Annotated in this window: 22 protein-coding genes, 24 tRNA genes and 2 rRNA genes (1 of these 48 only partly in view); 6 read left to right on the forward strand and 42 right to left on the reverse strand. The window is 38.7% G+C overall.

Annotation, left to right across the window (positions count from 1 at the left end):
• Positions 1-7: 7 nt before the first annotated feature.
• From M1D60_RS13295 to M1D60_RS13310, 4 genes are all read right to left on the reverse strand, one after another.
• Positions 8-187 (reverse strand): hypothetical protein, encoded by a 180-nt coding sequence (locus M1D60_RS13295; RefSeq protein ID WP_456275352.1) that lies wholly within the window; start codon positions 185-187, stop codon positions 8-10.
• Between the two features lie 167 nt (positions 188-354).
• On the reverse strand, positions 355-2,442 hold the full coding sequence (locus tag M1D60_RS13300) for a histidine kinase dimerization/phospho-acceptor domain-containing protein (RefSeq protein ID WP_456275353.1): 2,088 nt from the start codon (positions 2,440-2,442) through the stop codon (positions 355-357).
• Complete coding sequence (locus M1D60_RS13305; protein ID WP_456275354.1) at positions 2,420-3,112, reverse strand: response regulator transcription factor; 693 nt, start codon at positions 3,110-3,112, stop codon at positions 2,420-2,422. Before M1D60_RS13305 ends, M1D60_RS13300 begins: the two co-directional genes overlap by 23 nt.
• Before the next feature lie 258 nt (positions 3,113-3,370).
• Positions 3,371-4,306, reverse strand: a complete 936-nt coding sequence (locus tag M1D60_RS13310; protein WP_456275355.1) for a DMT family transporter — start codon at positions 4,304-4,306, stop codon at positions 3,371-3,373.
• A gap of 231 nt (positions 4,307-4,537) precedes the next feature.
• On the opposite strand from M1D60_RS13310, the gene M1D60_RS13315 reads away from it, so the two are divergent.
• Positions 4,538-5,716, forward strand: a complete 1,179-nt coding sequence (locus tag M1D60_RS13315; RefSeq protein ID WP_456275356.1) for an MFS transporter — start codon at positions 4,538-4,540, stop codon at positions 5,714-5,716.
• A gap of 77 nt (positions 5,717-5,793) precedes the next feature.
• On the opposite strand, the gene M1D60_RS13320 is transcribed toward M1D60_RS13315, so the two are convergent.
• The 3 genes from M1D60_RS13320 to M1D60_RS13330 form a co-directional block, all read right to left on the reverse strand.
• Entirely contained in the window at positions 5,794-6,498 is a 705-nt protein-coding gene (locus tag M1D60_RS13320) for an SAM-dependent methyltransferase (protein ID WP_456275357.1), read from the reverse strand.
• A gap of 25 nt (positions 6,499-6,523) precedes the next feature.
• Complete coding sequence (locus M1D60_RS13325; RefSeq protein WP_456275358.1) at positions 6,524-6,901, reverse strand: hypothetical protein; 378 nt, start codon at positions 6,899-6,901, stop codon at positions 6,524-6,526.
• 61 nt (positions 6,902-6,962) lie between these two features.
• Entirely contained in the window at positions 6,963-8,684 is a 1,722-nt protein-coding gene (locus M1D60_RS13330; protein ID WP_456275359.1) for a glycosyl hydrolase family 18 protein, read from the reverse strand.
• Between the two features lie 122 nt (positions 8,685-8,806).
• Here M1D60_RS13330 and plsY point away from each other — a divergent pair, with 122 nt between their 5' ends.
• The 3 genes from plsY to M1D60_RS13345 all read left to right on the forward strand — a co-directional run bounded on the left by plsY (position 8,807) and on the right by M1D60_RS13345 (position 11,283).
• On the forward strand, positions 8,807-9,409 hold the full coding sequence (plsY, locus tag M1D60_RS13335) for a glycerol-3-phosphate 1-O-acyltransferase PlsY (RefSeq protein ID WP_456275360.1): 603 nt from the start codon (positions 8,807-8,809) through the stop codon (positions 9,407-9,409).
• Between the two features lie 421 nt (positions 9,410-9,830).
• Positions 9,831-10,025: a hypothetical protein gene (locus tag M1D60_RS13340; RefSeq protein WP_456275361.1), complete on the forward strand. Its 195-nt coding sequence runs from the start codon at positions 9,831-9,833 to the stop codon at positions 10,023-10,025.
• A gap of 88 nt (positions 10,026-10,113) precedes the next feature.
• On the forward strand, positions 10,114-11,283 hold the full coding sequence (locus M1D60_RS13345; protein ID WP_456275362.1) for a CapA family protein: 1,170 nt from the start codon (positions 10,114-10,116) through the stop codon (positions 11,281-11,283).
• Here M1D60_RS13345 and M1D60_RS13350 read toward each other — a convergent pair.
• Entirely contained in the window at positions 11,280-11,738 is a 459-nt protein-coding gene (locus tag M1D60_RS13350) for an NUDIX hydrolase (protein ID WP_456279445.1), read from the reverse strand. The two genes, M1D60_RS13345 and M1D60_RS13350, sit on opposite strands and share 4 nt — an antisense overlap.
• Positions 11,739-11,827: 89 nt before the next feature.
• On the opposite strand from M1D60_RS13350, the gene M1D60_RS13355 reads away from it, so the two are divergent.
• Positions 11,828-12,121, forward strand: coding sequence for a HesB/YadR/YfhF family protein (locus M1D60_RS13355; RefSeq protein WP_456275363.1), 294 nt, complete (start codon positions 11,828-11,830; stop codon positions 12,119-12,121).
• Positions 12,122-12,123: 2 nt separating this feature from the next.
• On the opposite strand, the gene M1D60_RS13360 is transcribed toward M1D60_RS13355, so the two are convergent.
• The 8 genes from M1D60_RS13360 to acnA form a co-directional block, all read right to left on the reverse strand.
• A complete protein-coding gene (locus M1D60_RS13360; RefSeq protein WP_456275364.1) occupies positions 12,124-12,438 on the reverse strand; it encodes a hypothetical protein in 315 nt (104 codons plus the stop codon).
• Positions 12,438-12,863: an acyl-CoA thioesterase gene (locus M1D60_RS13365; RefSeq protein WP_456275365.1), complete on the reverse strand. Its 426-nt coding sequence runs from the start codon at positions 12,861-12,863 to the stop codon at positions 12,438-12,440. Before M1D60_RS13365 ends, M1D60_RS13360 begins: the two co-directional genes overlap by 1 nt.
• A gap of 1 nt (position 12,864) precedes the next feature.
• Complete coding sequence (locus M1D60_RS13370; RefSeq protein ID WP_456275366.1) at positions 12,865-15,180, reverse strand: AAA family ATPase; 2,316 nt, start codon at positions 15,178-15,180, stop codon at positions 12,865-12,867.
• Between the two features lie 85 nt (positions 15,181-15,265).
• Entirely contained in the window at positions 15,266-15,493 is a 228-nt protein-coding gene (gene tlp / locus M1D60_RS13375) for a small acid-soluble spore protein Tlp (RefSeq protein ID WP_456275367.1), read from the reverse strand.
• 127 nt (positions 15,494-15,620) lie between these two features.
• Positions 15,621-15,764: an acid-soluble spore protein N gene (locus M1D60_RS13380; protein ID WP_456275368.1), complete on the reverse strand. Its 144-nt coding sequence runs from the start codon at positions 15,762-15,764 to the stop codon at positions 15,621-15,623.
• Between the two features lie 88 nt (positions 15,765-15,852).
• Entirely contained in the window at positions 15,853-15,984 is a 132-nt protein-coding gene (locus tag M1D60_RS13385; RefSeq protein ID WP_456275369.1) for an FbpB family small basic protein, read from the reverse strand.
• Between the two features lie 120 nt (positions 15,985-16,104).
• Positions 16,105-16,689 (reverse strand): TlpA family protein disulfide reductase, encoded by a 585-nt coding sequence (locus M1D60_RS13390; RefSeq protein ID WP_456275370.1) that lies wholly within the window; start codon positions 16,687-16,689, stop codon positions 16,105-16,107.
• Between the two features lie 465 nt (positions 16,690-17,154).
• Positions 17,155-19,869: an aconitate hydratase AcnA gene (gene acnA, locus M1D60_RS13395; RefSeq protein WP_456275371.1), complete on the reverse strand. Its 2,715-nt coding sequence runs from the start codon at positions 19,867-19,869 to the stop codon at positions 17,155-17,157.
• Between the two features lie 242 nt (positions 19,870-20,111).
• Between acnA and sspO the strand changes: the two genes are divergently transcribed.
• On the forward strand, positions 20,112-20,261 hold the full coding sequence (sspO, locus tag M1D60_RS13400; protein ID WP_456275372.1) for a small acid-soluble spore protein O: 150 nt from the start codon (positions 20,112-20,114) through the stop codon (positions 20,259-20,261).
• Between the two features lie 158 nt (positions 20,262-20,419).
• Here sspO and M1D60_RS13405 read toward each other — a convergent pair.
• The 26 genes from M1D60_RS13405 to M1D60_RS13530 form a co-directional block, all read right to left on the reverse strand.
• Positions 20,420-20,491: transfer RNA gene (locus tag M1D60_RS13405), tRNA-Glu, on the reverse strand.
• A 16-nt stretch (positions 20,492-20,507) separates the two neighbouring features.
• Positions 20,508-20,598, reverse strand: a tRNA-Ser gene (locus M1D60_RS13410).
• A gap of 6 nt (positions 20,599-20,604) precedes the next feature.
• Positions 20,605-20,679, reverse strand: a tRNA-Asn gene (locus M1D60_RS13415).
• 86 nt (positions 20,680-20,765) lie between these two features.
• Positions 20,766-20,839: transfer RNA gene (locus tag M1D60_RS13420), tRNA-Ile, on the reverse strand.
• Between the two features lie 20 nt (positions 20,840-20,859).
• Positions 20,860-20,930: transfer RNA gene (locus tag M1D60_RS13425), tRNA-Gly, on the reverse strand.
• Positions 20,931-20,933: 3 nt separating this feature from the next.
• Positions 20,934-21,008 (reverse strand) — tRNA-Gln (locus M1D60_RS13430).
• 19 nt (positions 21,009-21,027) lie between these two features.
• Positions 21,028-21,103, reverse strand: a tRNA-His gene (locus tag M1D60_RS13435).
• 12 nt (positions 21,104-21,115) lie between these two features.
• Positions 21,116-21,189 (reverse strand) — tRNA-Trp (locus M1D60_RS13440).
• Between the two features lie 94 nt (positions 21,190-21,283).
• Positions 21,284-21,368: transfer RNA gene (locus M1D60_RS13445), tRNA-Tyr, on the reverse strand.
• A 33-nt stretch (positions 21,369-21,401) separates the two neighbouring features.
• A tRNA-Thr gene (locus M1D60_RS13450) sits at positions 21,402-21,477 on the reverse strand.
• 176 nt (positions 21,478-21,653) lie between these two features.
• A tRNA-Phe gene (locus M1D60_RS13455) sits at positions 21,654-21,729 on the reverse strand.
• A gap of 25 nt (positions 21,730-21,754) precedes the next feature.
• A tRNA-Asp gene (locus tag M1D60_RS13460) sits at positions 21,755-21,830 on the reverse strand.
• A 299-nt stretch (positions 21,831-22,129) separates the two neighbouring features.
• Positions 22,130-22,206 (reverse strand) — tRNA-Met (locus M1D60_RS13465).
• A 162-nt stretch (positions 22,207-22,368) separates the two neighbouring features.
• Positions 22,369-22,461: transfer RNA gene (locus tag M1D60_RS13470), tRNA-Ser, on the reverse strand.
• An 8-nt stretch (positions 22,462-22,469) separates the two neighbouring features.
• Positions 22,470-22,543 (reverse strand) — tRNA-Ile (locus M1D60_RS13475).
• Between the two features lie 19 nt (positions 22,544-22,562).
• Positions 22,563-22,636: transfer RNA gene (locus M1D60_RS13480), tRNA-Met, on the reverse strand.
• Positions 22,637-22,686: 50 nt separating this feature from the next.
• Positions 22,687-22,762, reverse strand: a tRNA-Ala gene (locus M1D60_RS13485).
• Positions 22,763-22,778: 16 nt separating this feature from the next.
• Positions 22,779-22,855, reverse strand: a tRNA-Pro gene (locus tag M1D60_RS13490).
• A gap of 8 nt (positions 22,856-22,863) precedes the next feature.
• Positions 22,864-22,940, reverse strand: a tRNA-Arg gene (locus tag M1D60_RS13495).
• 31 nt (positions 22,941-22,971) lie between these two features.
• Positions 22,972-23,060 (reverse strand) — tRNA-Leu (locus tag M1D60_RS13500).
• Between the two features lie 14 nt (positions 23,061-23,074).
• Positions 23,075-23,149, reverse strand: a tRNA-Gly gene (locus M1D60_RS13505).
• A gap of 34 nt (positions 23,150-23,183) precedes the next feature.
• Positions 23,184-23,268, reverse strand: a tRNA-Leu gene (locus tag M1D60_RS13510).
• An 8-nt stretch (positions 23,269-23,276) separates the two neighbouring features.
• Positions 23,277-23,352 (reverse strand) — tRNA-Lys (locus M1D60_RS13515).
• A gap of 107 nt (positions 23,353-23,459) precedes the next feature.
• Positions 23,460-23,535 (reverse strand) — tRNA-Val (locus M1D60_RS13520).
• A 103-nt stretch (positions 23,536-23,638) separates the two neighbouring features.
• Positions 23,639-23,754, reverse strand: a 5S ribosomal RNA gene (gene rrf / locus M1D60_RS13525).
• Positions 23,755-23,814: 60 nt separating this feature from the next.
• Positions 23,815-25,561, reverse strand: a 23S ribosomal RNA gene (locus M1D60_RS13530) (it continues 1,181 nt past the right edge of the window).

Below are 25,561 nucleotides of genomic sequence, written 5' to 3' on the forward strand. Positions count from 1 at the left end.
TACGATTCTATCCTAAATATTCTTCAATTAGCTCGTAGTTAAATTGGATTTTTATTAAGAGTGGCTCCTGCTTTTTAGATTGCGGAAGATGTAGATGAGGTTTTATTGAACTATTTTGAGGCTGTTTGTCGTTTCTCATTTCCATGTATTCAAAATCCTGTGTAATTTCCATTACCATTTTTTCCATATTAAATCCCTCCTATTCTAGTATTATAGCATTTACCTGTCATGGATATGATGGTGAGTTTATAATTTCATGAAAAAAGCAGGCACATATACCTGCTTTCCGTTTTTATTTATCTGTATACTCATACTTTGTCATGTTTTAAAAACCTACCCACTTAGAATGATTCCTTATTTCTTTAATATGACTATCGTTTTAAAAAGGTCACCATCTAGATCTATTTCTAGATGACCATTATGATGATCGACAATAGATTTAGCAATTGCTAAGCCTAATCCGGAACCTTCCGTGTGTCTAGATTCATCCCCACGTTTAAAACGTTCAAATAATTCATCAATATTTTCCTTTAGGTCATATTTAGAAATATTTTTAAACGTAATCATGATTTCATCATCATTCTCTTCAGTTTTAATATAGACTCTAGAGTGGTCCAATGAATATTTTAAGATGTTATTAATGATGTTATCAAATACTCTCCACATTTTCCCGCCATCAACTAATGTAAAGATTTGTGGCTTACTTGACGAAACCTTAAATTCAAGATGAGACTCTCTCACTTTTTCATCGTATTCTGCCATAGCTTGTTTGATTAACTGAACAATATCAACCTTTTTTAGATCGAGCTCAATATCCCCGCTTGCCATTTTTGATACTTCAAATAGATCATCAATTAACACCTTTAAGCGCTGAGATTTCCGATCAATAATATCTATATAATTCTCTCGTTCTTCCTCACTAATGTCTTTATTTTTCAAGAAACCTGTGTAATTGATGATGGAAGTTAAAGGCGTCCGTAAATCATGACTAACATTTGATATTAACTCTGTTTTAAGTCGTTCACTTTTCGCTTGTGCCTTTTGTGAAAAGCGGACACCTTCATTTAGCTTGTTTAAGTTAGAAGCTAATTCGGATAAAGGTCCCTTTCCCTTTATGGCAAGGTCTTTCCTTTCAACTCCAAGCACCATATTTTCTGAAGCTTTTAAAATGGCATGAAAATATGCCAGTTTTTTCAATATATAAATTAATAAACAAAAGCCAATAAAGCCAGCAAACAGAAAATAGAGTAGTGGATTAGAGTACCGGAAGAAAACTACAGAAGTTCCCGTCAAAAATGCAATACTCAATACCACTAAAATCTTAACTAGAGGTTTATTCAATAACTTTTTATCAAGGATCTCTTTCTGCTGTAAAAACCAGCTATTCCTCCATTCATTCTTTAACGTATCAATCTTTTGACTAGCCAAATAAATTTGGCCAATCCATAGAGAAAGTGATAGACAAAAGAAAAGAGAACCAATTATGTGTTCATTGAAAGCATCTAAAAATAGTAAGAAAAGGAAAGAAGTAAAACCGAAAATCATTAGTTTAAGATCAATGATAAGTTTTTCATACATCTTAATAATTGGTTTAACTCTATTAATCAGTTGATTTCTAGTCGTAAAGGCAAGAATTCCACTAATTAATATAGAAAGGATACCCAATGATAGATTTATAAAGAATCTCTTTTTTTCATCTATAAAATCATACATTTCTTCAATTAATAACCCATGATAGTTAGGATTTACTTTAGAGACGGCAATATACCCATGCAACCCTTCTGTAATGAAGGTTCGATTTACCTCTGTTAATTGATCGGTTGATCCAGTATGATACGGAAACTTTTGAAAATAGTAACTTCCATTTTCCACTTGTTTTTCATCTTTACCATTAATATTTGTATGAACCTTGCCATTTTCTTCAATATGATATAAGAACTCTCTATGTTTCTCTTCAAACATTGATTGACTATATTTAATTTGCTCAGCTTTTTCCTGTTTTTTCTCTCCTAAGATCAGCTCTTCTATCTCAGTATCTGATTTTGAATATTCTACTTCTAATTTAGCAACCTTTTCATCTATTTCACTGTTCAAGAAATCAACAGCTTCCCTATCATTATTTGCATTAGCCTCTGAAAGCCTTTCTTCATATTCAGCCTGAAGAGCAGCCGTCTGAGCCTCCAATTCAGCAGCCAAAAACTGTTTACGCTCTTCAATTTCAATAGTGTCTACCGTAATATTGGTGGAACCTTCCCTTGTTTCATTGAAAAGATATAAAAATTCAAGCAACTGATTAGCAAATAAGTCCGTTTCAAAATAGCTCCCTTTGTAATGTTGAAATGAGCTATAAGAGTAAGGCATGAGCTTTGCTACTCCAAAAAAAAACAAAACTCCAATTACCACTAGCATGATGAGTGATTTATTTTTCAATTTTATATCCAATTCCCCACACCACCTTTACATATCTTGGATCTTTCGGGTTAATCTCAATTTTCTCTCGAATTTTACGGATATGAACAGCCACGGTATTTTCCGCATTGTAGCTGCGTTCATTCCACACTCTCTCGTAGATTTCATCTATTGAGAACACTCTAGAAGGATGTAACATTAATAGCTCGACTATTTTATATTCAATCGGGGTAAGTTTAACATTCTCACCGTTTATCGTGACTTCCTTGGTTTCTTGGTTCAGCGTCAAGCCCCTGATATTAATCAGTTTTTTCATTCCTTCATATTGTCCTAGCTTCACGTATCTTCTCAATTGTGATTGAACTCTAGCAATTAATTCAAGTGGATTAAAGGGCTTCGTTATGTAGTCATCCGCTCCCACCCTTAACCCTAGGACCTTATCAGAATCCTCACTTTTAGCAGATAACATAATAATTGGTATGTTTCTTTCCTCTCGTATCTTGAAGGTTGTTTGGATACCATCCTGCTTTGGCATCATGAGATCCATAAGGATTAAATGAACCTCATTTTCTATCAATAAATCGATTGCCTGTAACCCATCCGAGGCATGAAGTACGTTCATTCCTTCATTTCTTAAGTAAATCTCAAGGGCATCTCTAATTTCTTTTTCATCATCTACTACTAAAACCGTGTAAGCACTCACTTTATTCACCGTCCAATTGGAAACTATTGCTATTATATCACTCTCCTCCTTACCTTTTGATAGTTTTATTATGAACTTGATTTCTGAAGAAAGTATTTCTATAAATCTTAAGTTTTTCTTAAGATTAATGGCTCAGAATTCCAAACTAGTGTAATCCATTATCTTAACGAGCTAATCTTCAATCTAAATAAAAAATAACGGGAAACTCTTGGAGGATAGAAGTACCAAGGTTTTCCGTTATCTATAGTATCAGGCATGTTATTTTCCAACTGCTTTTTTCACTTCAGGGAGTAACTTAGTTTTTCCTTTTAGTTTGAGCTTTATGGCTCCTGTTCCTAAAATGACTCCACCTATAATGAAGGTAAAACCAATAATATGCTTAGCATAAATTTGTTCACCTAGTAATAAGACAGAGCCTACTACTGAGAAGAATGGACTTAGGTTAATAAATATTGACGTTGTACTAGCTCCAAGGTGGTGAATCGCGTAGTTATAGACCATATGGCCAAGTCCTGTAGCAATGACAGCAGATAAAAATAATATCAACCAAACGTAGCCTGGTATTTCTGCTGTGGAAATCGATCCATGTGATTCTGTAAAAAAGCTAATAATTAAGAGCATGATTGATCCAAATACTAACATCATCCCAGTCATTTGACGTGATTCTATGTTAGCAGCAAGCTTCTTAATCAAGATAAAGCTAACAGCCTGAGTAATTACCCCACCTAAGACATAAAGGTCACCAATTGATAGTTCATTTAATTGACCATTTTCATTCATAACAATAAAGTAAACACCCATAAGCGCTATAAAAATACCTAACGACTTTGTCATAGTCAGCTTTTCATTTAGGAAAATCATAGCCAAAATAGAGGTGCATAAAGGGATTAGTCCTAATATTAAGCCAGCATTAGTTGCAGTCGTACTCATAAGACCAACCGCTAAAAATAAATGATGACCTACCACCCCAACTACTGCGGCAATTAGCAAGCCAACTATGTTTTTTCGGCTTACTTTTTTTAAGCTTTTTGTTATTAATAAAAACAAGATCACCGTAAGTCCTGCAATGAGAATTCTTGTTCCTTGCATGAAGGCAGGTGGAAAATAGGTGACTAGAATTTTGACTGCTGATACATTAAATCCCCATATCACCATCAACCAAAATAACAAATGATACAATAACCATTTCGACACAACAAAAACCTACCTTCTCCTCAACTTGACTAGATAAACTTTACCAACTTCAACCTCACAAGTAAAGGGTTAAATCTTTACAATAAATATCAAATAGTAGTATGGTAGAAAGGTTGATTTTTTAGGCTCTTTTTGTATAGTAACATCTTAATACAAAGGTAAAAATCCGGCTTCCTGAGATTTTTAAGCAAATCAACAATATAAAACAACTTTACTAGGAGATGGATTGAATTGAAACACCAGGGTAAGTCAACAGGGATCTTAAAGACGTTTCTTTTTTCCTTTCATGCTACAGGATTTGTCGTCACTAGTTTTTTATCATTATTTCTCATTGAAAAGGGAATGACTCCCTCACAAATTGGCTGGATTCTTGCCATTGGACCCATTGCCTCCCTAATTTCTGAACCTATTGCTGGATATCTTAGTGACAAATATAAATCTGTTAAGAAGGTTATTCTTTTTAGTGCAATCGGGATGTTCGTTTCAGGTATTATTTTCTTTCAGTTTGACCAATTTCTCTTGTTTGCGATTTTTGCTTATTTCTTATTTTTCTTTATGGCACCCATAGGAGCACTTGGTGAAAGCCTTGCTCAAAAAACTGCTAATCAACTAGGAGTCCCCTTTGGTAGTTTAAGAATGTGGGGTTCGCTAGGATTTGCTATATCTAGTGTTGTAACAGGATATGTACTGAATTACCTTGGAGTAGAAAACATTATGATTCCCTTTTTATTTTTCACAGCTATTGTCTTACTAACTAGTTGGTGGCTACAGGATGTAAAGGGATCTGATAAACCGGTTCAGCTTTTAGATGCATTTAAGTTATTGAAGGATGCACGATTTATTACATTCCTTCTTGTGGCATTAACCATTACGATTGCTCATCGTGCTAATGATGTCTACCTTAGTTTATTTATTAAGGAACTTGGTGGGGATGAAACACTTATCGGATGGGCTTGGTTTGTAGGGGTTTCTATTGAAGTCTTTGTTTTTGCGATTAGCCATTTGTGGTTTCGTAAATTCCACGAGCTTACTTTCATTATGATTGCAGCTCTACTTTATGGAATTCGTTTCATCGGAATGTCCTTTGCCTCAAGTCCGATTGAAATCTTTATTTATCAACCGCTACATGGTATTATCTTTGCCATATTCTTTACAGCATCCTTCTCCTATGTAACCAAAATTGTCCCTGAGCAACTACAGTCTACAGGCCATGTACTTCTTGTTTCTGTCTTCTTTGGTTACTCAGGAATCATTGGGGCATTAGCAGGAGGATCTATCATGGAGGATTATGGTATTCATACGCTTTATCTATTATTAGGGATAAGCTCACTACTTGGCCTAGTCTTATTAATTATTTATAAATTTGTTTTTCAAAAAACCATCATAAGTGATTCGGTCGCCCGCACCTAATCATAAAGGACCATAGCATTGGATAGACCATGCTATGGTTCTTTTTTTTACAATGGACGGTAAATAAACAGAGTCGTTTATTTTTGTCCAACTACAAGTCCTAGAGAAATCCAACGGCCACGATCCTTATTAATTAGTTCTCGCTCTGCATCTGAGATGCTTGCCTTGTCTCGATACTGCAACCACCAATCATAGGCTTCTTTAAAATAGTAGTATTCAGCAACAGTTAGCCCTTGATCTGCAAAAAGGTTTACATTCCACTCTAAAGTAGAGAAACACTGTTGAAATCCTAAATTAAATTTACGGTCTAAATCTACTAGCTCTAAAGGCATTTCTTCAAGTAAGCACATCGGTTCAGCAATACCAATTCGTGCTCCTGTTTTAGCAACCCGAATCATTTCAGCTAAAGCAATTGGGCGCTCATCTCCTATCATTTCAAATGACCCAATACTAAGGATGGCATCAAATGTTTGCTCAGCAAAAGGTAAAGATTGAGCCTTCACTTTCATCTGTAAAACCTGATTTTCCACACCTAATTCCTTAGCGTAAGCTTGGATTTCATTATCTTTTGCCCACGGTTCAAGGGTCACAACTGTTGCATCCCATGTCTTAGCAATCGTTGTAGCAATTTGACCAGAGCCACCACCGACCTCTAAAATTCTCATACCCGGTTTTATTTGCAAGGCCTCTACTAAAGGTAAGGCCATTTCAAATGTTGCTGGTCCCCAAGCCTTAGGATGTTTAATTTCTAAAAAAGGATTGTGACGTAAGCTATTTTCCATATTGAATCCCTCTATCTTTTACAATTTAATTAAATTCAGTAGATTGGTTTTTATTTATTTTCAGAGAAATCGAAAACAAAAATATAGCTACCATTAGGCAAAACATACTACCAGCCCACAATAAACCAGTAGCACCTAATCGTAATGATATCTCTTCTGATGCCATTGGATGAATAGATTGTCCATCCTCTGCCATAACATTGAAGGTGATTGTTCGAATTGCTGAGTTGATAGCGATGCTTAATAGTAGTAAATGTGCTACTAAACTCCCATATGCACCGCTGACTATTAAATTATTTTTTCTGTTCCTAAACCAAAAATAAGCTGTAAGAATAAAAGATAAACCTATTAATAGTGTTGAGCCAATTGTAAGTAATTGAATCGTTTCCTCTTCCATTGGCATATTTCTCACTCCTTTATCGCTTCCAGTTTTACATTAACATATTTTACCATAATTCAGGAACTTATTTTCTATGTTTTAGTGATTGATCAATTGCTTCCCAAGCATCATCACTCGCAAAATAACGGCTCCATGTAGCCACACCTGCAAGTTGATATTGATGGACCAACTGACTCCTACGAGAAAGTGAATCCAAATCTTCAATCCATACCTTATACGTTGCCTTTTCCTCTTCATCTCTATATTCTGTGTAAAATTGACCTGATTCCTGATCAAATATAGGAACAAGATTATGTTCTGTCACCCACTGCTTTATTTTATCCATAGAATACGCTTTTGAAGATACTTCAATATTTCCACCTTCAGTATCCTGTTCCTTCCAAATTCTCGCATATAATGGTACACCAAGAATTAGTCGGTCATGTGGGACAACTTCCAATAATGCTTTAAGGTTAGCTTCAACCCATGGGAAACTGGCGACACTACCAGATATCGGTGAGGTTGCCCAATGTTCATCATAAGCCATTACAATTAAATAATCAACGATCTCAGCTAGCTTTTCCCGCTCATAAAATTTTGACCATGTTTCACTATCTGAAATAAAAGTAATGTCCATTGAAACAGTTAATCCAGCCTCATGCATATAAGGTGTTAATTCTTTAACAAATTGAGTCACAAGCTGTCCATCTTTTAGGTAGACATTTTCAAAATCAATATTAATTCCATTTAGCTTATACATTTCACTATAATGAAGAAGTTGACGAATCATTGTTTGCCTTGTTTCAAAAGTCTGTAAGGCAGTAACAGTTAAGTCTGGATTGAAATCATTGGAGAAAAGTCCCCAAATTTGATGGTTGTTTGCTTTAGCCCAATCGACATACTCCATTGAACCTAAATTTGCAACCTCCCCTTGTTCATTCTTAATTTTAAACCAAGTAGGAGAAACCACATTAACACCAGTTAATGTAGGTAATAGTGATGTGTCAGGATTTTTCGTATAAACAGCTTCCCATGTTAAATTAATCGGCCATTGAACCTGAGGAGAAAATCTCGGTTCCTGTTTTCTACTAATGACTACAGTTTCAGTTTCACTAATAGAAACTACCTTTTTGGGAATATAGCCTTCCATGCCATTTTCTTTTCGAATGAGGTAAAAAGACTCCTGTTCCTCTTGAATCACTACTTCTTCACCCTCTATTACTTCAGAGGTATAGGGAGTTCTGATATCAGGTTCTGTTCGTAACCTTAAGGTGTGCTCACTTTTTGCTGACAATATTTTTCCGTGTATAATTGTGTCTCCGTCCTTTTGTAGTAACACTGCTCCTGATTCAAGCAATTTAGCCTCAAAAGAATAATAGTCTTTTAGCAATTTGAACGATACGTAAACTTCCCCATCATTTACCATTGTGGCTGGAATCTCCAATTCTACTGGCTCTTCATTGATAAATACGGTCAAAGAATCAGAAGGTAGTTGAAGCACTTTATCTTTCGTTGTTACGATTAACGAATTTGAAGACTTGTCCATTAAAATTCCTTCATCAATATATTGTTGAAAAAAAGGTAAAGGAAAATAAATCTCTTGATCTTTTATAAAAGCCTCATATTCTATTTCCCCATTATAGATAATTGGATGTTTACTAGTGAAATAAGGTATTTTTTCAGTTGAGGGAAAAGGATATAATAAGAAAAATAGACTACTAGCGATCAGTATGATTGAAGTTATCATTCCAATTAATATAACAATCATTGGTACATTTCTTTTACGATGTGTTTCAATTCTTTGCATTATTCTGCCTCCCCTCTTCCATCCTACTTAAACTTGGGCTAAAATGAAAGAGGATTTCATAATATATGAAGTAAGTGTCCGCGTACATAAATAGTAATAATAATATTGAAAGGAGAACGTTAATGGTAATAGCGATTGTAATTGTCCTTGCCTACTTGATCGGTTCCATTCCCTCAGGGTTAATTGTAGGGAAACTAGGATACGGTATAGACATAAGAGAACATGGGAGTGGGAATTTAGGAGGAACCAATACTTTTCGGATCCTTGGTAAAAAAGCTGGTTTTATTGTCACAATTGCAGATATCTTAAAGGGTACATTAGCTACTGCTCTTCCATTTATCTTTGGAGTAGACATTCATCCATTACTAGTCGGTACCTTTGCTGTAGTTGGACATATGTACCCGATTTTTGCAGGCTTCAAAGGTGGAAAGGCCGTTGCAACCTCAGGCGGAGTTCTCTTATTTTACAGTCCTGTCCTTTTCATCACCATGGTATTAATCTTTTTATTATTGTTAGTCGTGACTAAATATGTATCATTATCCTCTATGCTTACTGGACTTTATACCATTATTTATAGCCTATTCACTAGAGACCTTCCTTTAATCATCGTGGTTAGTGTACTTGTTGCCTTCGTTTTTTACAGACACCGGGCAAATATAAAACGTATTATAAACAAAACAGAACCTAAAGTGGAGATTCTGAAAAAGAAAAACAAGAAAAAGTAATCTTTCCGATTACAAACAGGATCTCTTTTTAGAGTGCGAAACGTGAAAAAACAACTCAAATAGCATGTTAAATCTCCTATGATTTAGCATGCTATTTTTTAATTGGCATATAAACAGAAAATTAAAACTGTAATTAGCATGACAAAAAGCAAAGTAGAATAAGCGGATTTTTTCTGTCTATTGTAGGTAATCCAATTATTTAAACTATGAATCATCACGATGATTATAGTGCTAATTCTTTTGATTTTAATTCAGTTATTTGTACTAAGATAGATCTTACTAATTGATTGTGTGATGAAGGCTGTCTACCAATTTCCTATTTAGTCATACATTTTCATCCTTCTTTTGCAGCCTTGAGGATGTTTTTTAATTTTTGGGCATACAATATTGACAATACACCTTTCCAAAAGGAGGAAGCTGAATGGTTAATAAGAAGAAATCGAAAAATTTTGTGTATGAGGTAGAAGTATCAAGTAATTCAAATGATCATGAAGAGTTTGCATTAGAATTATTTGAACTAATGGAGGATGCCACCAGAACAGGTCCACATAAAAAAATTAATAATTTTGATGAACTACTGGATTGGAATGAAGAATTTGATAATGGGGAATCCTAAAAATTGTCAATAAATTTAAAATAATTGATACAATTTGTCTAATTTTGTATTATAGTTGAGGTAGATGACAAAAAGGAGCCCATTGTTTATGAACAAACGTATCCTATTCTTTTCTATTTCATCATTCTTTGTTCTACTAACCACCTTTATATTATTTTTTGTTTTCATTCAGAAGCCCACTACACCAGATGTAGTATATGAACCTGTTCAGGATCATGTCTTCATTGAAAAAAATCTAACATCCAAGAATTTTAAAAGCACAGCATCATTAACAGCTGTCGGAGATATACTCATCCACAGTCTCGTATATAATGCTGCAAAAACTGGAGATGGCTATGATTTTACTCCGATGTTTGCTGATGTTAAACCTTATTTAGAGAGTGCAGACGTCACGTTTGCCAACCAGGAAACGATGATTGGTGGACAAGAACTGGGGTTATCCACTTACCCCAGGTTTAATAGTCCATTTGAGCTTGCAGATACACTGCAGGATTCCGGAATTGATATCGTATCAATAGCTAATAATCACACGATTGATCGCGGCGAGCAGGCTGTATTAAATGGCACAAGCTACTATAATAAAATTGGCATGTTATATACAGGTGGTTATGCCTCAGAAGAAGATAGTGAGAAAATAAGAACGATTAAGCGAAATGGAATTACCTTTTCGTTTCTTGCCTACACTTATGGGACAAATGGAATCCCTGTTCCAGAGGGAAAGTCATATTTAGTCAATCTGATTGACCTACCAAAGATTTCAACTGATATTAAACTTGCTAAAGAAATAAGCGATGTAGTAGTTGTTAGCTTGCATTTTGGGAATGAATATCAACGGATGCCAAGCGAAGAACAACAATATATAGCAAAAGAAGTCATTGGTGCCGGGGCCGATCTCATTTTGGGTCATCATCCGCATGTTCTTCAACCGATGGAATGGATCGAAGCGGAAAATGGTAATAAAGGCTTTGTCGTATACTCTTTAGGAAACTTCCTTTCAGGACAAAAATCGATTTACCGTGAAATTGGAGGAATCTTTTCCATCTCTATCAATAAGGAAGTTACGGATGGTAAAACAACTATTGAACTCAAAGACCCCTCATTTATTTCTACCTATGTCGCAAGAGCCCATCAATATAAAATAGTTCCATTAGAAAAAGCCTCACAGTATGGATTATCTGGAGCAGAAGGTATCTATGAGGAAATTACACAGCATATGAACAAGCTTCTTCCAGAAAATCAAATCGCTCAAGCAGACTAAGCTTGAGCGATTTTTAATGGGTACCTGTTATAACTTACGATCCTTTCATCCAGATAAGTGAATGAAAAGTCAATTGGTGGGTGATCACTTAACAAATGGTCGAGAAAGATGGGAATATTTGATACTATTTCTGTAGATTGACGAATCCACTCAATCGTTTTCCATTCAAGTGGACCTTCCTCACTTTCAAGCACCTCTCCAGAAAAGAAATCTGCACGATAAACATGCATTCCACTTTTGCCGTTCCAACTCACGATTCCACGGTAACTAAGGTCATATACAGTGAGACCCGTCTCCTCCCGAACCTCTCGTATAATAGATTTTAATGGATCCTCCCCCTTTTCAATCTTGCCTCCAACCCCGTTCCACTTATGAAGATTTGGAGATTTCATTCGATATAATAAAAGTAACTTGTCATTTCTTTTGATGAAACAAATGGTATAAGGAATCTCCAGATTTCCTCACTCCTAACCCGAAAAGTTTGTGCACGGTAATCTATTTCTTTATAATAAGGTTATCCATCGTACTGAGAAAGGAGCTCCTCATGAAGCTATCTATAGATGAGCAATCAGCAAATTGGTATCAAAGTGAATTAGACTTAAAGACAGGTGAATTCCTCCGATTTTATGTACGATACGGGGGTCATGGTACAGTGCTCTCTGGATTTTCGTTAGGTGTATCCAAAGATGACCCCGAAGAAATCGGAATGAGTATGGATGCAAACGGAATCACATACTTTGTTGAAGAGAGGGATTTATGGTATTTTGATGGTCACAATCTTCAAGTCATTTTTAACGAAAAATATACAGAGCCTGAATTCAAGTATGTAAAGCCGTAGTCTTATTGCGGCTTTTTTATATGAAATCTTTCTAACTGATCATACACTTCTTCTTTAAGTAAAATTTCTTCCTGAATCTCTCCAATCAAGTCAAAATGAGGATAGCGTTCACGATGGTGGATCCATTCAGGCTTCAGTCCATATTGTCTACCCCACTCAGTTAGTAGCTCAAGGTCGGAACAGCCTGCTTTCGTGACCGTGTTTATATGAGGATACCGTGGGTGTAACCAATAATGAGTTATAAACACAACCGATGTACCTATCTCCACCTGCTTCTTCCACGTATCTAATTCGACTCGTTTGATTCCAAATGCCACTATTCTTCAACCTTTACCTTCGCTGCAAGATAAGCCTCATGCCACTTGGGGTATGCTTTTCGAAAAGCAATGGGTCGGAAGGAATCCTTTTTCACACAAACGTGGGTAGAACGTGCCGTTACTGCTAACTCTCCACTTGGTGTAACCACTTCATATTCATAAATTGAGCGGAATCCATCATACTCTGCAATCCAGGTCTTAATTAGAGCTGTTTCTCCGTACCGTAAGGGTTTTTTATACGCAATCTGTAGATCAATTACAGGAGATACAACCCCTTCTGCCTCTAGTTCTGCATAACTAAAACCCAAATCTTTAATTAAACCAGTTCTCCCTATTTCCATCCATACTAAATAGTTCGCATGGTAGACAACTCCCATTTGGTCTGTTTCTGCGTATCTTACTTCAATTTCTCTACTTGAAATCAAGTTACTTCCCCTCCTCTTGTAATCGATATGAAGATAATACCTCTTCAACGTCCTTCTCGTTAATCTTTGAAAAATCCTCTTCCAATAAATCAGTTTGCTCCATGATTCGTGCAGCTTGGATTTGTAATAATTCATCCACTAAATTATGTGCAAATCGACCGTTTGCAGTATGCTGATACTGATCAATAAATTGTATTAACAAGTTTAGAGCTTCTTGTGTAAGCATGTACTCATATTGTTCCACACGTTTTAGAATGATGTCCACCATTTCTTTAGCTGTGTAGTCAGGAAAGTGAAAAAACTTTTTAAACCTTGATTGTAGACCAGGATTACTTTTAAGTAAACCCTCCATTTCCTGTGAATACCCCGCTAAAACAATAACTAGATTTTCATTGTGTTTAGTCATCTCATCTACGATAGTATCAACAGCTTCTTTTGCAAAATCGGTTGTCCCATTAGAACGTAAAGAATAAGCCTCGTCAATAAACAACACACCACCAAGGGCTTCCCTAATCTTTTTCTTTGTTTTAAGAGCCGTTTGTCCCACATAACCTGCTACTAAGTCTGCTCTTCCTGTCACGACGAGATGGCCTCTTTTCAATAACCCTATTTCCTTTAACATTCTTGCATAAATTGTAGCAACTGTTGTTTTTCCAGTTCCTGGATTACCTGTAAATACAGCATGCAATTGAATGGGAACGTTCTTAAAGCCCTTCTCCTTTCTTACCTGCTGTAATTGGACGAAGTGCTGAATCTTTTTCATTTCATCTTTAATACCCTCTAGACCAATCAGTTCACTCAACATTTCCTCAGGTGATTGTTCATCTAGGTCTTTATTGGTTGCAAGTAAATCCTTCTTTTCTAATAGAGTAAGATCAAAGCTATCTACATCATCAAGATTAATCGTTGCGCCTTTTTGGAAAATGGCATCAATAACAATATTCTTTACTGTACGAGCATTACCAAAAGTCTCATCGACTCTCTCCTTCTCTATTCGTGACTCAAGCTCAATGACGGCTTCTTCTGTTAGCATATAATCATTATCAAGTGCCACCTTTTTTGCAATTTCAAGTAGCTCTATGTTTGTATAATCTGGTAAATGAATATGGTTACTTTCGGGAAAACGACTTCTAAGACCAGGATTTGATGATAAAAATAGCCTCATTTCTTCTGGATAACCCGCTAGAATAACTGCAAACTTACCAGCTAATTCTCCACTTGTCATTAATGACACGAGCGTGTCAATAGCTGTTTGTCCATAATCATTGGATGATTGGCCTTCTCGTTTTAAACTATAAGCTTCATCAATGAACAATACGCCTCCTAAAGCACGTGAGACTGCATTTTTTACATTCTCCTCTGTCTGTCCAATATATGACCCAATAAGATGGGATCGATCCACCTCAATCACTTCTGCTTTTGATAAAACACCTAATTCATAATAGATACTCGCTAGCATTCTTGCTAATGTAGTCTTACCCGTACCTGGATTCCCGGTAAATACCATGTTGAGACTAATCTCATCCTTCATGTTAAAACCAAGTTTTTTTCGTCTATTTTGGTACTGAAGATAGTGTGAATGTCGGAATACTCGTTCCTTGACTTGGTTCAATCCAATCATTTGCTCTAATTCCTGTAAGCTTGTTGGCCCTTCTTTCGGTTGATTCTTCTTTTCACCCGATAAGAAAATCTTTTTAAAAGTTTCTATTTCCTCAACTGATTCTTTAATTTCATCTAAATGAACTGATGTATGAAAGACTCCACTTATTGAGGAATAATATTCTTCAGATGCCTTTAGAAGCTTTATTACATTTTCGTTTAGCCGTTCCGCTGCCTTCAACCACTCTTTTGCCAATTCACTCAATTCGTCATTTTGGATATCCATCTGATTTAAAGTGTTTTCATATTCCTCTAGAAACGCTTTGCAACGGCTTATATATTCTTCTGCGAGTTTTCTTTTGGAGGTTCGATTATCTGTCTCTCTAATATGAGGAAACTGAAGCTTACTCGGTAAAGTTTTGAGCCTTGAAAAAATAATTCGGTTATTAAATTCAAGTAAATCGGGACAATCTGGATCCATCATCTTAGCTCGATGTAACCAGTTAATGGCTAATTCATCAACCTCGTTTAGCCGATATGACCTTGATTGAGCTAATAAAATTAATAAAGAGGCCTCCACCTTTGGATCTGGATGTTTCTTTAAATATTGAAGTAATTCTACAATGGGTCCTTCTTCTTTAATAAATCCTCGTTCTTTTATTTCTTCTTGCCATTGATTCATTTTTATCTGATTAAGATTTATCTGTCTATTTTTCATATTTTATCACCTCCTCTATCATAGCAATGAATGGGAATAAAGAAAATGACCAAGCTCCTATGCTTGGTCATCTATGTAGCGTGGATTATCTTTGGTTGTTTTGTCTTGCCTCGTCTTTCACTTCGTTCCGGAATGCATCTAAGCTTTCACGACGACGATCATTCTTTGCTTCAATATCAGCACGATCCTTTTCATTAGAGAGCTCCATTGTTGCTTCTGCTGCTTCCATATTTTCGATCGTATTATGAATCATTTCCTGTAATTTTTCTACATTATCACTACGGTCATCAGGATTTGGACGTTGATTAGCCATTTAAAAGTTCCTCCTATCATTTTATAATTTATTGGTACAAAAAATAGTGTTTCTATTTCACTTTCTGTTTATGTAAGCTAGCTCATTTATTTTTTATGTAAAACAGGGACATAAAAGTCCCTTATGGTTATTCACCTTTTGTTTGGATGACCTGTGGTTGCTCTCCAGACTGATCTTGATACTTTTTCCCTTTGTTTCCACCATATGCTCTAGGTTGAGTACCTAAATGACTTGGCACAAAATGCTTACTATCCTTTTTTGGATTACTCATTACATTCCCCCCTTTAACGGTACTATTTACTATATTGGTTTCCACTATACAAAAAAAGAAGCTGGTAGGTTTACCCGCTTCTTCCTTGTTATTCAGCTTTTCCTAACCTCTTCTGTTCAATTCGATCTTCTATTCTTTCTAATGCATCTTTGTCGTTAAGCAATTGTCTTTTATTTTCAAGGACTAGTTCCTGAAAAGACCGCTTTTTACTTTTTCTCATCTATAAGACACCTTCTTTCCTGGCAGTTATTATTCTTTTTATTCCCAATAATTGAATGAATTATGCCAGTTTTGCGAAAATTTATTAAATAGAAAAACAACAGCTCTACCACTGTTGTTTTTAATCGAGTGAATTCACTAGTTCTTCCATTTTTTGTAGTGTTAACGGACCAATAAACTTAAACTGAACTTCACCCTTTGAATTAATAAAAAAGGATGTAGGCAAAGTCAATACTTTATAAGTTTCACCAACTTGACCTTTACGATCTAGTAAGACAGGAAATGTATACCCATTTTCAACAATATATTCTTCTACCGCTTCATCACTTTTCTCAGTATTTCTTAAATCCACGGCTAGCACAACTATGTCTGGATGACTCTCAAAAAATTCTTGGATTTCAGGCATCTCATCCCGACAAGGTGGACACCAACTTGCCCAGAAGTTAATAAACACTTTTTTTCCTTTTAATTCTGAGAGCGTTACTTGTTCACCAGACAGTGTTTCTAAAGTAAAGTCAGGTGCTACCTTATTTATTAGATCACCTTTTTCAATGACTGCCCCAATTTGTTCATTCGGGTTAAAGGGATTCGTCTGTGTATTGGCTGATGTATTGACCGCTTCTTGATTTTGCTTAACCCATACTTGTGTATAAACCGTATATCCAATTAGACCAATTAGTATTCCAATTGCTAAAAACCTTTTCATCTTTTCACCCTTCCAAGCCAGATTACAATTACTATGGTGGATAGTATGTAAGTTCTTAACAGCTTATTCGATGTACAAAATTTATGTGAATGAATAAACAGTATATTAACTTTACATTTAACATTTTATCATGGATTGTCTCAATTTCCTATCTACTCATATACCCCGAATCTTTCCAAAAAGCTCTGTTAAAGTTTGTTGTTGATTTCCGTTCCAGGACACTCGCTTTCCGCACTTGCACAGGATGTGCTGGCTTCTGCGTTGCTCACAGGACGTGAGCGACCTTAGCAGAAGTTCCTTTGAGCCTCCTCGGCGTTACCGCCTGTGGGGTCTCCTTCACCACGCTTCTCCCGCAGGAGTCTCGCGTCCTTCCACTTCAATCAACTCTGCTAAAACTCGACACTATAATTTAACACAGCTTTCAAAAAAAAAAGAGAGCTACATGATCGTAGCTCTCTCCATTCATTAATTTTCTTTTAACTTATCACGTAATACCATTTGTAGAATTCCACCATGACGGTAGTAATCAACTTCTACATCACTATCGAAACGAACAAGAACTTCGAACTCTTTCTTGTTACCTGCTTCGTCAGTTGCAGTAACTTTTGCCGTATCACGTGGTTTCACGCTCTCATCGATTTGAACTTCAATTGTTTCTTTACCAGTTAAACCAAGTACCTCTGCATTTTCACCCTGCTTAAATTGAAGAGGAAGAACACCCATGAATACTAGGTTACTACGGTGAATACGCTCAAAGCTCTCAGCGATTACTGTTTTAATACCAAGTAGATTTGTTCCTTTTGCTGCCCAGTCACGAGATGAACCCATACCGTAGTCATTACCAGCAAGTACAACAAGTCCTACTCCATCTTGCTTATATTTCATACAAGCATCATAGATAGACATTACTTCATTTGTAGGCCAGTAAGTGGTATATCCACCTTCAGTACCAGGAGCAACTTGATTCTTAATACGAATATTAGCAAACGTACCTCTAGTCATGATACGGTCATTACCACGACGTGATCCGTAAGAGTTAAAGTCACGTGGTGATACACCTTTCTCTTGTAGGTATCGGCCTGCTGGTGTATCCTTACCAATTGCTCCAGCTGGTGAAATATGGTCAGTTGTTACTGAGTCACCAAACTTACCTACTACACGTAAGCCCTTAAGTGGTTCAACGATCCCTGGCTCTGGAGATAATCCTTCAAAGAATGGAGGATTTTGAATATATGTTGAATCATCATCCCATTGATATAATGCATCTTCAGTTGTCTCAATCTCATTCCAACGAGCGTTATCATCAAATACCGTTTCGTATTCTTTACGGAATAAGTCAGGCGTAACAGTATCCTTAACCAATGCATTAATTTCTTCAGTAGTTGGCCAGATGTCTTTAAAGAATACGTCGTTCCCATCCTTATCTTTACCAATCACATCACTTTGAAGGTCAACATCTACTGTACCTGCAAGTGCATATGCCACTACTAATGGTGGTGATGCAAGATAGTTTCCTTTTACTAGCGGGTGAATACGGCCTTCAAAGTTACGGTTACCAGATAATACAGATGTAACCAGTAAATCATTCTCAGCGACTGCCTTCTCGATTTCATCTGCTAAAGGACCTGAGTTACCGATACATGTTGTACAGCCATACCCTACTGTATTAAATCCTAATTTCTCTAGGTAAGGTAATAAACCAGAGTTCTCTAGGTACCCTGTTACCACCTTTGAACCAGGAGCTAAAGAGGTCTTAACGTACTTCGGTACCTCTAACCCTTTTTCAACTGCCTTCTTCGCTACAAGTCCAGAAGCAATCAATACATATGGGTTAGATGTGTTTGTACAGCTAGTAATCGCTGCAATCGCAACAGCACCTGTTTTCATAGTTGTTTCATCACCATTGTTGAACTTAACCGTAACTTCCTTAGTTAGGTCAGTTGGCTTTAAACCAAACCCTTGGTTACCAGCAGGAGCTGTTAGAGCCTTGTTGAATGACTCTTTCATCATTGAAAGTGGAATTAAATCTTGAGGACGCTTAGGACCTGAAAGATTAGCTTCTATTTCAGAAAGATTGATTTCAACAACATTTGTAAATACAGGCTCTTCTGCATCAGGAGTAAAGAATAAACCATTCTCTTTAGAATATTGTTCTACTACACTAATTAACTGTTCATCACGACCAGTTAGACGTAAGTATGAAAGTGCTTCATCGTCAACTGGGAAGAAACCACAGGTAGCTCCGTATTCAGGTGCCATATTGGCAATCGTAGCACGGTCTGCAAGTGGTAGTTTAGCAACACCAGGACCAAAGAATTCAACGAATTTATTAACTACACCTTTAGCACGAAGTACTTGAGTAACCTTTAAAGCTAAGTCAGTTGCTGTAGTACCATTTGGAAGGTCTCCTACAAGCTTAACTCCAATTACCTCTGGTACAGGGAAATAAGAAGGTTGTCCTAGCATTCCAGCTTCCGCTTCAATACCACCTACACCCCAACCTAAAACTCCAATGCCGTTAATCATTGTAGTATGTGAATCAGTACCAACTAAAGAATCTGGGAACGCTTCAAATTCACCATTTTCACCTTCTACAGCATGAACAACGTTTGCTAAGTATTCTAAGTTTACTTGGTGAACAATTCCTGTTGCAGGAGGAACAGCACGATAGTTATCAAATGCTTTTGTTGCCCAGCTTAAGAAATTATAACGCTCTGCGTTACGTTCAAACTCAAGATCCATATTGAAAGCTAATGCATCTGCTGTCCCAGCTCTGTCAACCTGAACAGAGTGGTCAATTACAAGATCCACTGGCTTTTCTGGGTTAATTTTTTGAGGGTCTCCACCTAAATCAGCCATTGCTTTTCTTAATGATGCTAAGTCAACTACAGCAGGAACCCCTGTAAAGTCCTGAAGAATGACACGTGAAGGTTTAAACGGTACGTCTACTTCCTTCAGTTCATCCGTTCCCCATTTTGCTAAGTTTTCAACGTGTTCTTTTGTAATCACACGGCCGTCATACTGACGTAAAACTGATTCTAATAAAACTTTGATTGAGTAAGGTAAGCGGGACACATTTCCAATCCCTGCTTCTTCAAGGGCTTTTAAATTATAATAATTGTACTTCTTTCCATTCACCTCAAAGGATGAACGTGATTTGAATACATCGTTTGTAGCCACGAGTACTCCCCCTTTTCATTCATATTAACAGAAAGCTCACTGAACAATTTTAGCAATCCTTCTACTACCTACCTTTTTATCTTAATACAAGTATATACATAAGTAAATAAAAAGAAAGTTATGGTTTGTTATAAGGATTTCTTATTGAAAAAAAACCAAAAGTGATTTCTCCTTGTTGAATTTTCTTTACTAACATATTTTTCTCCTAGATGACTCATTATATAACTACGGAGGTGAGGTAGATGGCAAAGCGTAAAGCAAATCACGTCATTCCAGGAATGAATGCAGCAAGTGCTCAAGGAGTAGGTGCAGGATATAATGAAGAATTCCAGAATGAACCATTAACAGCTGAACAACGACAAAACAATAAAAAACGAAAGAAAAATCAATAATGCTTCGATTTATGGAAGAAGGGGCATAGCCTCCTTTTTCTATTTTATTTGAGAAATTAATAAACAATTATAGTATGTAGATGACTCCTATTTTTAGATCATACCTTTTACTGGATACATATAAAAAACACTGCGAATTGCTGCAGTGTTAGATTTGATGACCCATACGGGATTCGAACCCGTGTTACCGCCGTGAAAGGGCGGTGTCTTAACCGCTTGACCAATGGGCCGATATGAATATGAGACTGGCGGAGAAGGAGGGATTTGAACCCTCGCGCCGCGTTAACGACCTACACCCTTAGCAGGGGCGCCTCTTCAGCCACTTGAGTACTTCCCCAAAATATGGCTCCACCAGTAGGATTCGAACCTACGACCCTTCGGTTAACAGCCGAATGCTCTACCGCTGAGCTATGGTGGAATAGTGGAATGATGTACAAATACAAACAAGATTCTTTATACAAAATAATAAGGTAAGTTATTTTCGCTAACGCGAAAAAACTTTGATGGGCCTAAATGGACTCGAACCATCGACCTCACGCTTATCAGGCGTGCGCTCTAACCAACTGAGCTATAGGCCCATTCATTAGTACAAAGATTAAGCGGGTGATGAGAATCGAACTCACGACATCAGCTTGGAAGGCTGAGGTTTTACCATTAAACTACACCCGCAAATGGCTGGGCTAGCTGGATTCGAACCAACGCATGACGGAGTCAAAGTCCGTTGCCTTACCGCTTGGCTATAGCCCAAAAAATTAAAAATAAAATATGGGGCGACCGAAGGGAATCGAACCCTCGAATGTCGGAACCACAATCCGATGCGTTAACCACTTCGCCACGATCGCCATAATCACTTTTGGCAGGGGTAGTAGGAATTGAACCCACACCAAAGGTTTTGGAGACCTTCGTTCTACCTTTAAACTATACCCCTATAAAAATTTAATAGAGATGTAACTTTACTAAGGATAGTTTTTTTCTAAACACCCGAAATAAGGAAAGTTATTTTCGCAGACGCGAAAAAACTTTGGTGGAGGGGGACGGATTCGAACCGCCGAACCCTGAGGGAGCGGATTTACAGTCCGCCGCGTTTAGCCACTTCGCTACCCCTCCACTTACAGAATAACTTTTTCATCATAAAAATGATGGTGCCGGCTATAGGATTTGAACCCACGACCTACTGATTACAAGTCAGTTGCTCTACCAACTGAGCTAAGCCGGCATTTTGAAAAAATAGCCCTAACTATAAAACTTCTAATATTTGTCGTCCCAATCTCAGGAAGCTAACTCAAGAAGCATCTAGATTAGTACGCTGATGATATTGCTAAGGAGATAATTCCGACGTGCTCTACCAACTGAGCTAAGCCGGCATACTATACTAACAGCAAAAAAGCAAAATGGTGGCTCGGGACGGAATCGAACCGCCGACACAAGGATTTTCAGTCCTTTGCTCTACCGACTGAGCTACCGAGCCATTTAATTAATTTCAGTTGCAATAATGGCGGTCCCGACGGGAATCGAACCCGCGATCTCCTGCGTGACAGGCAGGCATGTTAACCGCTACACCACGGGACCATTTCAAAAACTCAATTTAAAATTAATGCATCCAGCTAGTGCTGATACAACTGTCCCTTCCTCTACTAGAAAATTCATTGATGCCCATGCGTCGGGACAACTCGATGTTTATTCATCGAAGTTTCGCTCGTCGCTACACCACGGGACCATTTCAGAAACTCAATTTAAAATTAATGCATCCAGCTAGTGCTGATACAACTGTCCCTTCCTCTACTAGAAAATTCATTGATGCTAATGCGGCGGGACAACTCGATGTTTATTTATCGAAGTATCGCTCGTCGCTACACCACGGGACCATTTGGTTGCGGGGGCAGGATTTGAACCTACGACCTTCGGGTTATGAGCCCGACGAGCTACCAGACTGCTCCACCCCGCGATAATATAAATAATTCAATTTTACTACATGCATTTCATGTCTACTATTACGACCATACCAATTTTGCAAGATGATGTATTCAAGAAGGAAAATCAGTATTCTGATGTTGAATCAATGAAAATTATTCATTAACTACTTTTTAAATGTTTCTAATTAAACATATGGCGGAGGAAGAGGGATTCGAACCCCCGCGCGGTTTGACCCGCCTGTCGGTTTTCAAGACCGATCCCTTCAGCCGGACTTGGGTATTCCTCCGTATTTTATGGACCTTGTAGGACTCGAACCTACTACCGGACGGTTATGAGCCGTCTGCTCTAAACAACTGAGCTAAAGGTTCATTCTTAGTTTTGGGTTAATAGCGGCGGAGGGAGTCGAACCCACGACCTCACGGGTATGAACCGTACGCTCTAGCCAGCTGAGCTACACCGCCATAAAAAATTTGTTAAATGTTTTGTATTTTTATCCATTTACAAAACACTTTGGTGGAGCCTAGCGGGATCGAACCGCTGACCTCCTGCGTGCAAGGCAGGCGCTCTCCCAGCTGAGCTAAGGCCCCTTATTATGGTGTTTAATGGTCGGGAAGACAGGATTTGAACCTGCGACCCCCTGGTCCCAAACCAGGTGCTCTACCAAGCTGAGCCACTTCCCGTTAAAATTTGGCGCGCCCGAGAGGAGTCGAACCCCTAACCTTTTGATCCGTAGTCAAACGCTCTATCCAATTGAGCTACGGGCGCTAATAGATTTGATTTACTTCTGCAAAAGCTTTGGTGCCGAGGACCGGAATCGAACCGGTACGGTAGTCACCTACCGCAGGATTTTAAGTCCTGTGCGTCTGCCAGTTCCGCCACCCCGGCAATACATAAACTCTTGGAGCGGAAGACGGGATTCGAACCCGCGACCCCCACCTTGGCAAGGTGGTGTTCTACCACTGAACTACTTCCGCAACAATGTATTGCAATAAATTATTTAATTACATTTGGTGCGGATGAAGGGAGTCGAACCCCCACGCCGTAAGGCGCTAGATCCTAAGTCTAGTGCGTCTGCCAATTCCGCCACATCCGCGCACAAAATGGTGAGCCATGAAGGACTCGAACCTTCGACCCTCTGATTAAAAGTCAGATGCTCTACCGACTGAGCTAATGGCTCTCATATAATGGTGCCAGCTATAGAATTAAAATCTCCATCATAAGAAATGTTACTAATAACATTATTTATCAATAGATATTTCATTTTTCACTAACGTGAAAAATATTTGGTGGAGGATGACGGGTTCGAACCGCCGACCCCCTGCTTGTAAGGCAGGTGCTCTCCCAGCTGAGCTAATCCTCCACATTTATTTTCTTGGAACATTTAACGACCCTTAATGTATCATGATTAATAATTACATTCAATGTGAACTTTTTTCCAGAAATCATTTTTCATTAGAGTCATTGCTTGGCGACGTCCTACTCTCACAGGGGCAATGCCCCAACTACCATCGGCGCTGAAGAGCTTAACTTCCGTGTTCGGAATGGGAACGGGTGTATCCTCTTCGCCATCACCACCAAACCAATAAGGGATTGTTCCCTCAAAACTAGATAATATCGTATGCAAGAATGTCATTTAAATATGGTTAAGTCCTCGACCTATTAGTATCTGTCAGCTCCACGTGTCGCCACGCTTCCACCTCAGACCTATCAACCTGATCGTCTTTCAGGGGTCTTACTTCAAAGAATGGGAAATCTCATCTTGAGGGGGGCTTCATGCTTAGATGCTTTCAGCACTTATCCCGTCCACACATAGCTACCCAGCGATGCCCTTGGCAGAACAACTGGTACACCAGCGGTGTGTCCATCCCGGTCCTCTCGTACTAAGGACAGCTCCTCTCAAATTTCCTACGCCCACGACGGATAGGGACCGAACTGTCTCACGACGTTCTGAACCCAGCTCGCGTACCGCTTTAATGGGCGAACAGCCCAACCCTTGGGACCGACTACAGCCCCAGGATGCGATGAGCCGACATCGAGGTGCCAAACCTCCCCGTCGATGTGGACTCTTGGGGGAGATAAGCCTGTTATCCCCGGGGTAGCTTTTATCCGTTGAGCGATGGCCCTTCCATGCGGAACCACCGGATCACTAAGCCCGACTTTCGTCCCTGCTCGACTTGTAGGTCTCGCAGTCAAGCTCCCTTGTGCCTTTACACTCTACGAATGATTTCCAACCATTCTGAGGGAACCTTTGGGCGCCTCCGTTACATTTTAGGAGGCGACCGCCCCAGTCAAACTGCCCACCTGACACTGTCTCCCAGCCGGGTTACGGCTGCGGGTTAGAATTTCAATACAGCCAGGGTAGTATCCCACCGACGCCTCCACCGAAGCTGGCGCTCCGGCTTCTCAGGCTCCTACCTATCCTGTACAAGCTGTACCAAAATTCAATATCAGGCTACAGTAAAGCTCCACGGGGTCTTTCCGTCCTGTCGCGGGTAACCTGCATCTTCACAGGTACTATAATTTCACCGAGTCTCTCGTTGAGACAGTGCCCAAATCGTTACACCTTTCGTGCGGGTCAGAACTTACCTGACAAGGAATTTCGCTACCTTAGGACCGTTATAGTTACGGCCGCCGTTTACTGGGGCTTCAATTCAAAGCTTCGCTTTTAAGGCTAACCTCTCCTCTTAACCTTCCAGCACCGGGCAGGTGTCAGCCCCTATACTTCGCCTTGCGGCTTCGCAGAGACCTGTGTTTTTGCTAAACAGTCGCTTGGGCCTTTTCACTGCGGCTCTCTCGGGCTTTCACCCTACCAGAGCACCCCTTCTCCCGAAGTTACGGGGTCATTTTGCCGAGTTCCTTAACGAGAGTTCTCTCGATCACCTTAGGATTCTCTCCTCGCCTACCTGTGTCGGTTTGCGGTACAGGCACCTCTCACCTCGCTAGAGGCTTTTCTTGGCAGTGTGGAATCAAGAACTTCGGTACTATATTTCCCTCGCCATCACAGCTCAGCCTTATGGTAAGCGGATTTGCCTACTTACCAGCCTAACTGCTTGGACGCGCACTTCCAATCGCGCGATTCTCTATCCTCCTGCGTCCCCCCATTGCTCAAACGGTGAGGAGGTGGTACAGGAATATCAACCTGTTGTCCATCGCCTACGCCTTTCGGCCTCGGCTTAGGTCCTGACTAACCCTGAGCGGACGAGCCTTCCTCAGGAAACCTTAGGCATTCGGTGGACAAGATTCTCACTTGTCTTTCGCTACTCATACCGGCATTCTCACTTCTAAGCGCTCCACCAGTCCTTACGGTCTAGCTTCAACGCCCTTAGAACGCTCTCCTACCAATGTCGTTAGACATTCCACAGCTTCGGTGATACGTTTAGCCCCGG

It is taken from the genome of Bacillus sp. AK128 (genome assembly GCF_053903075.1).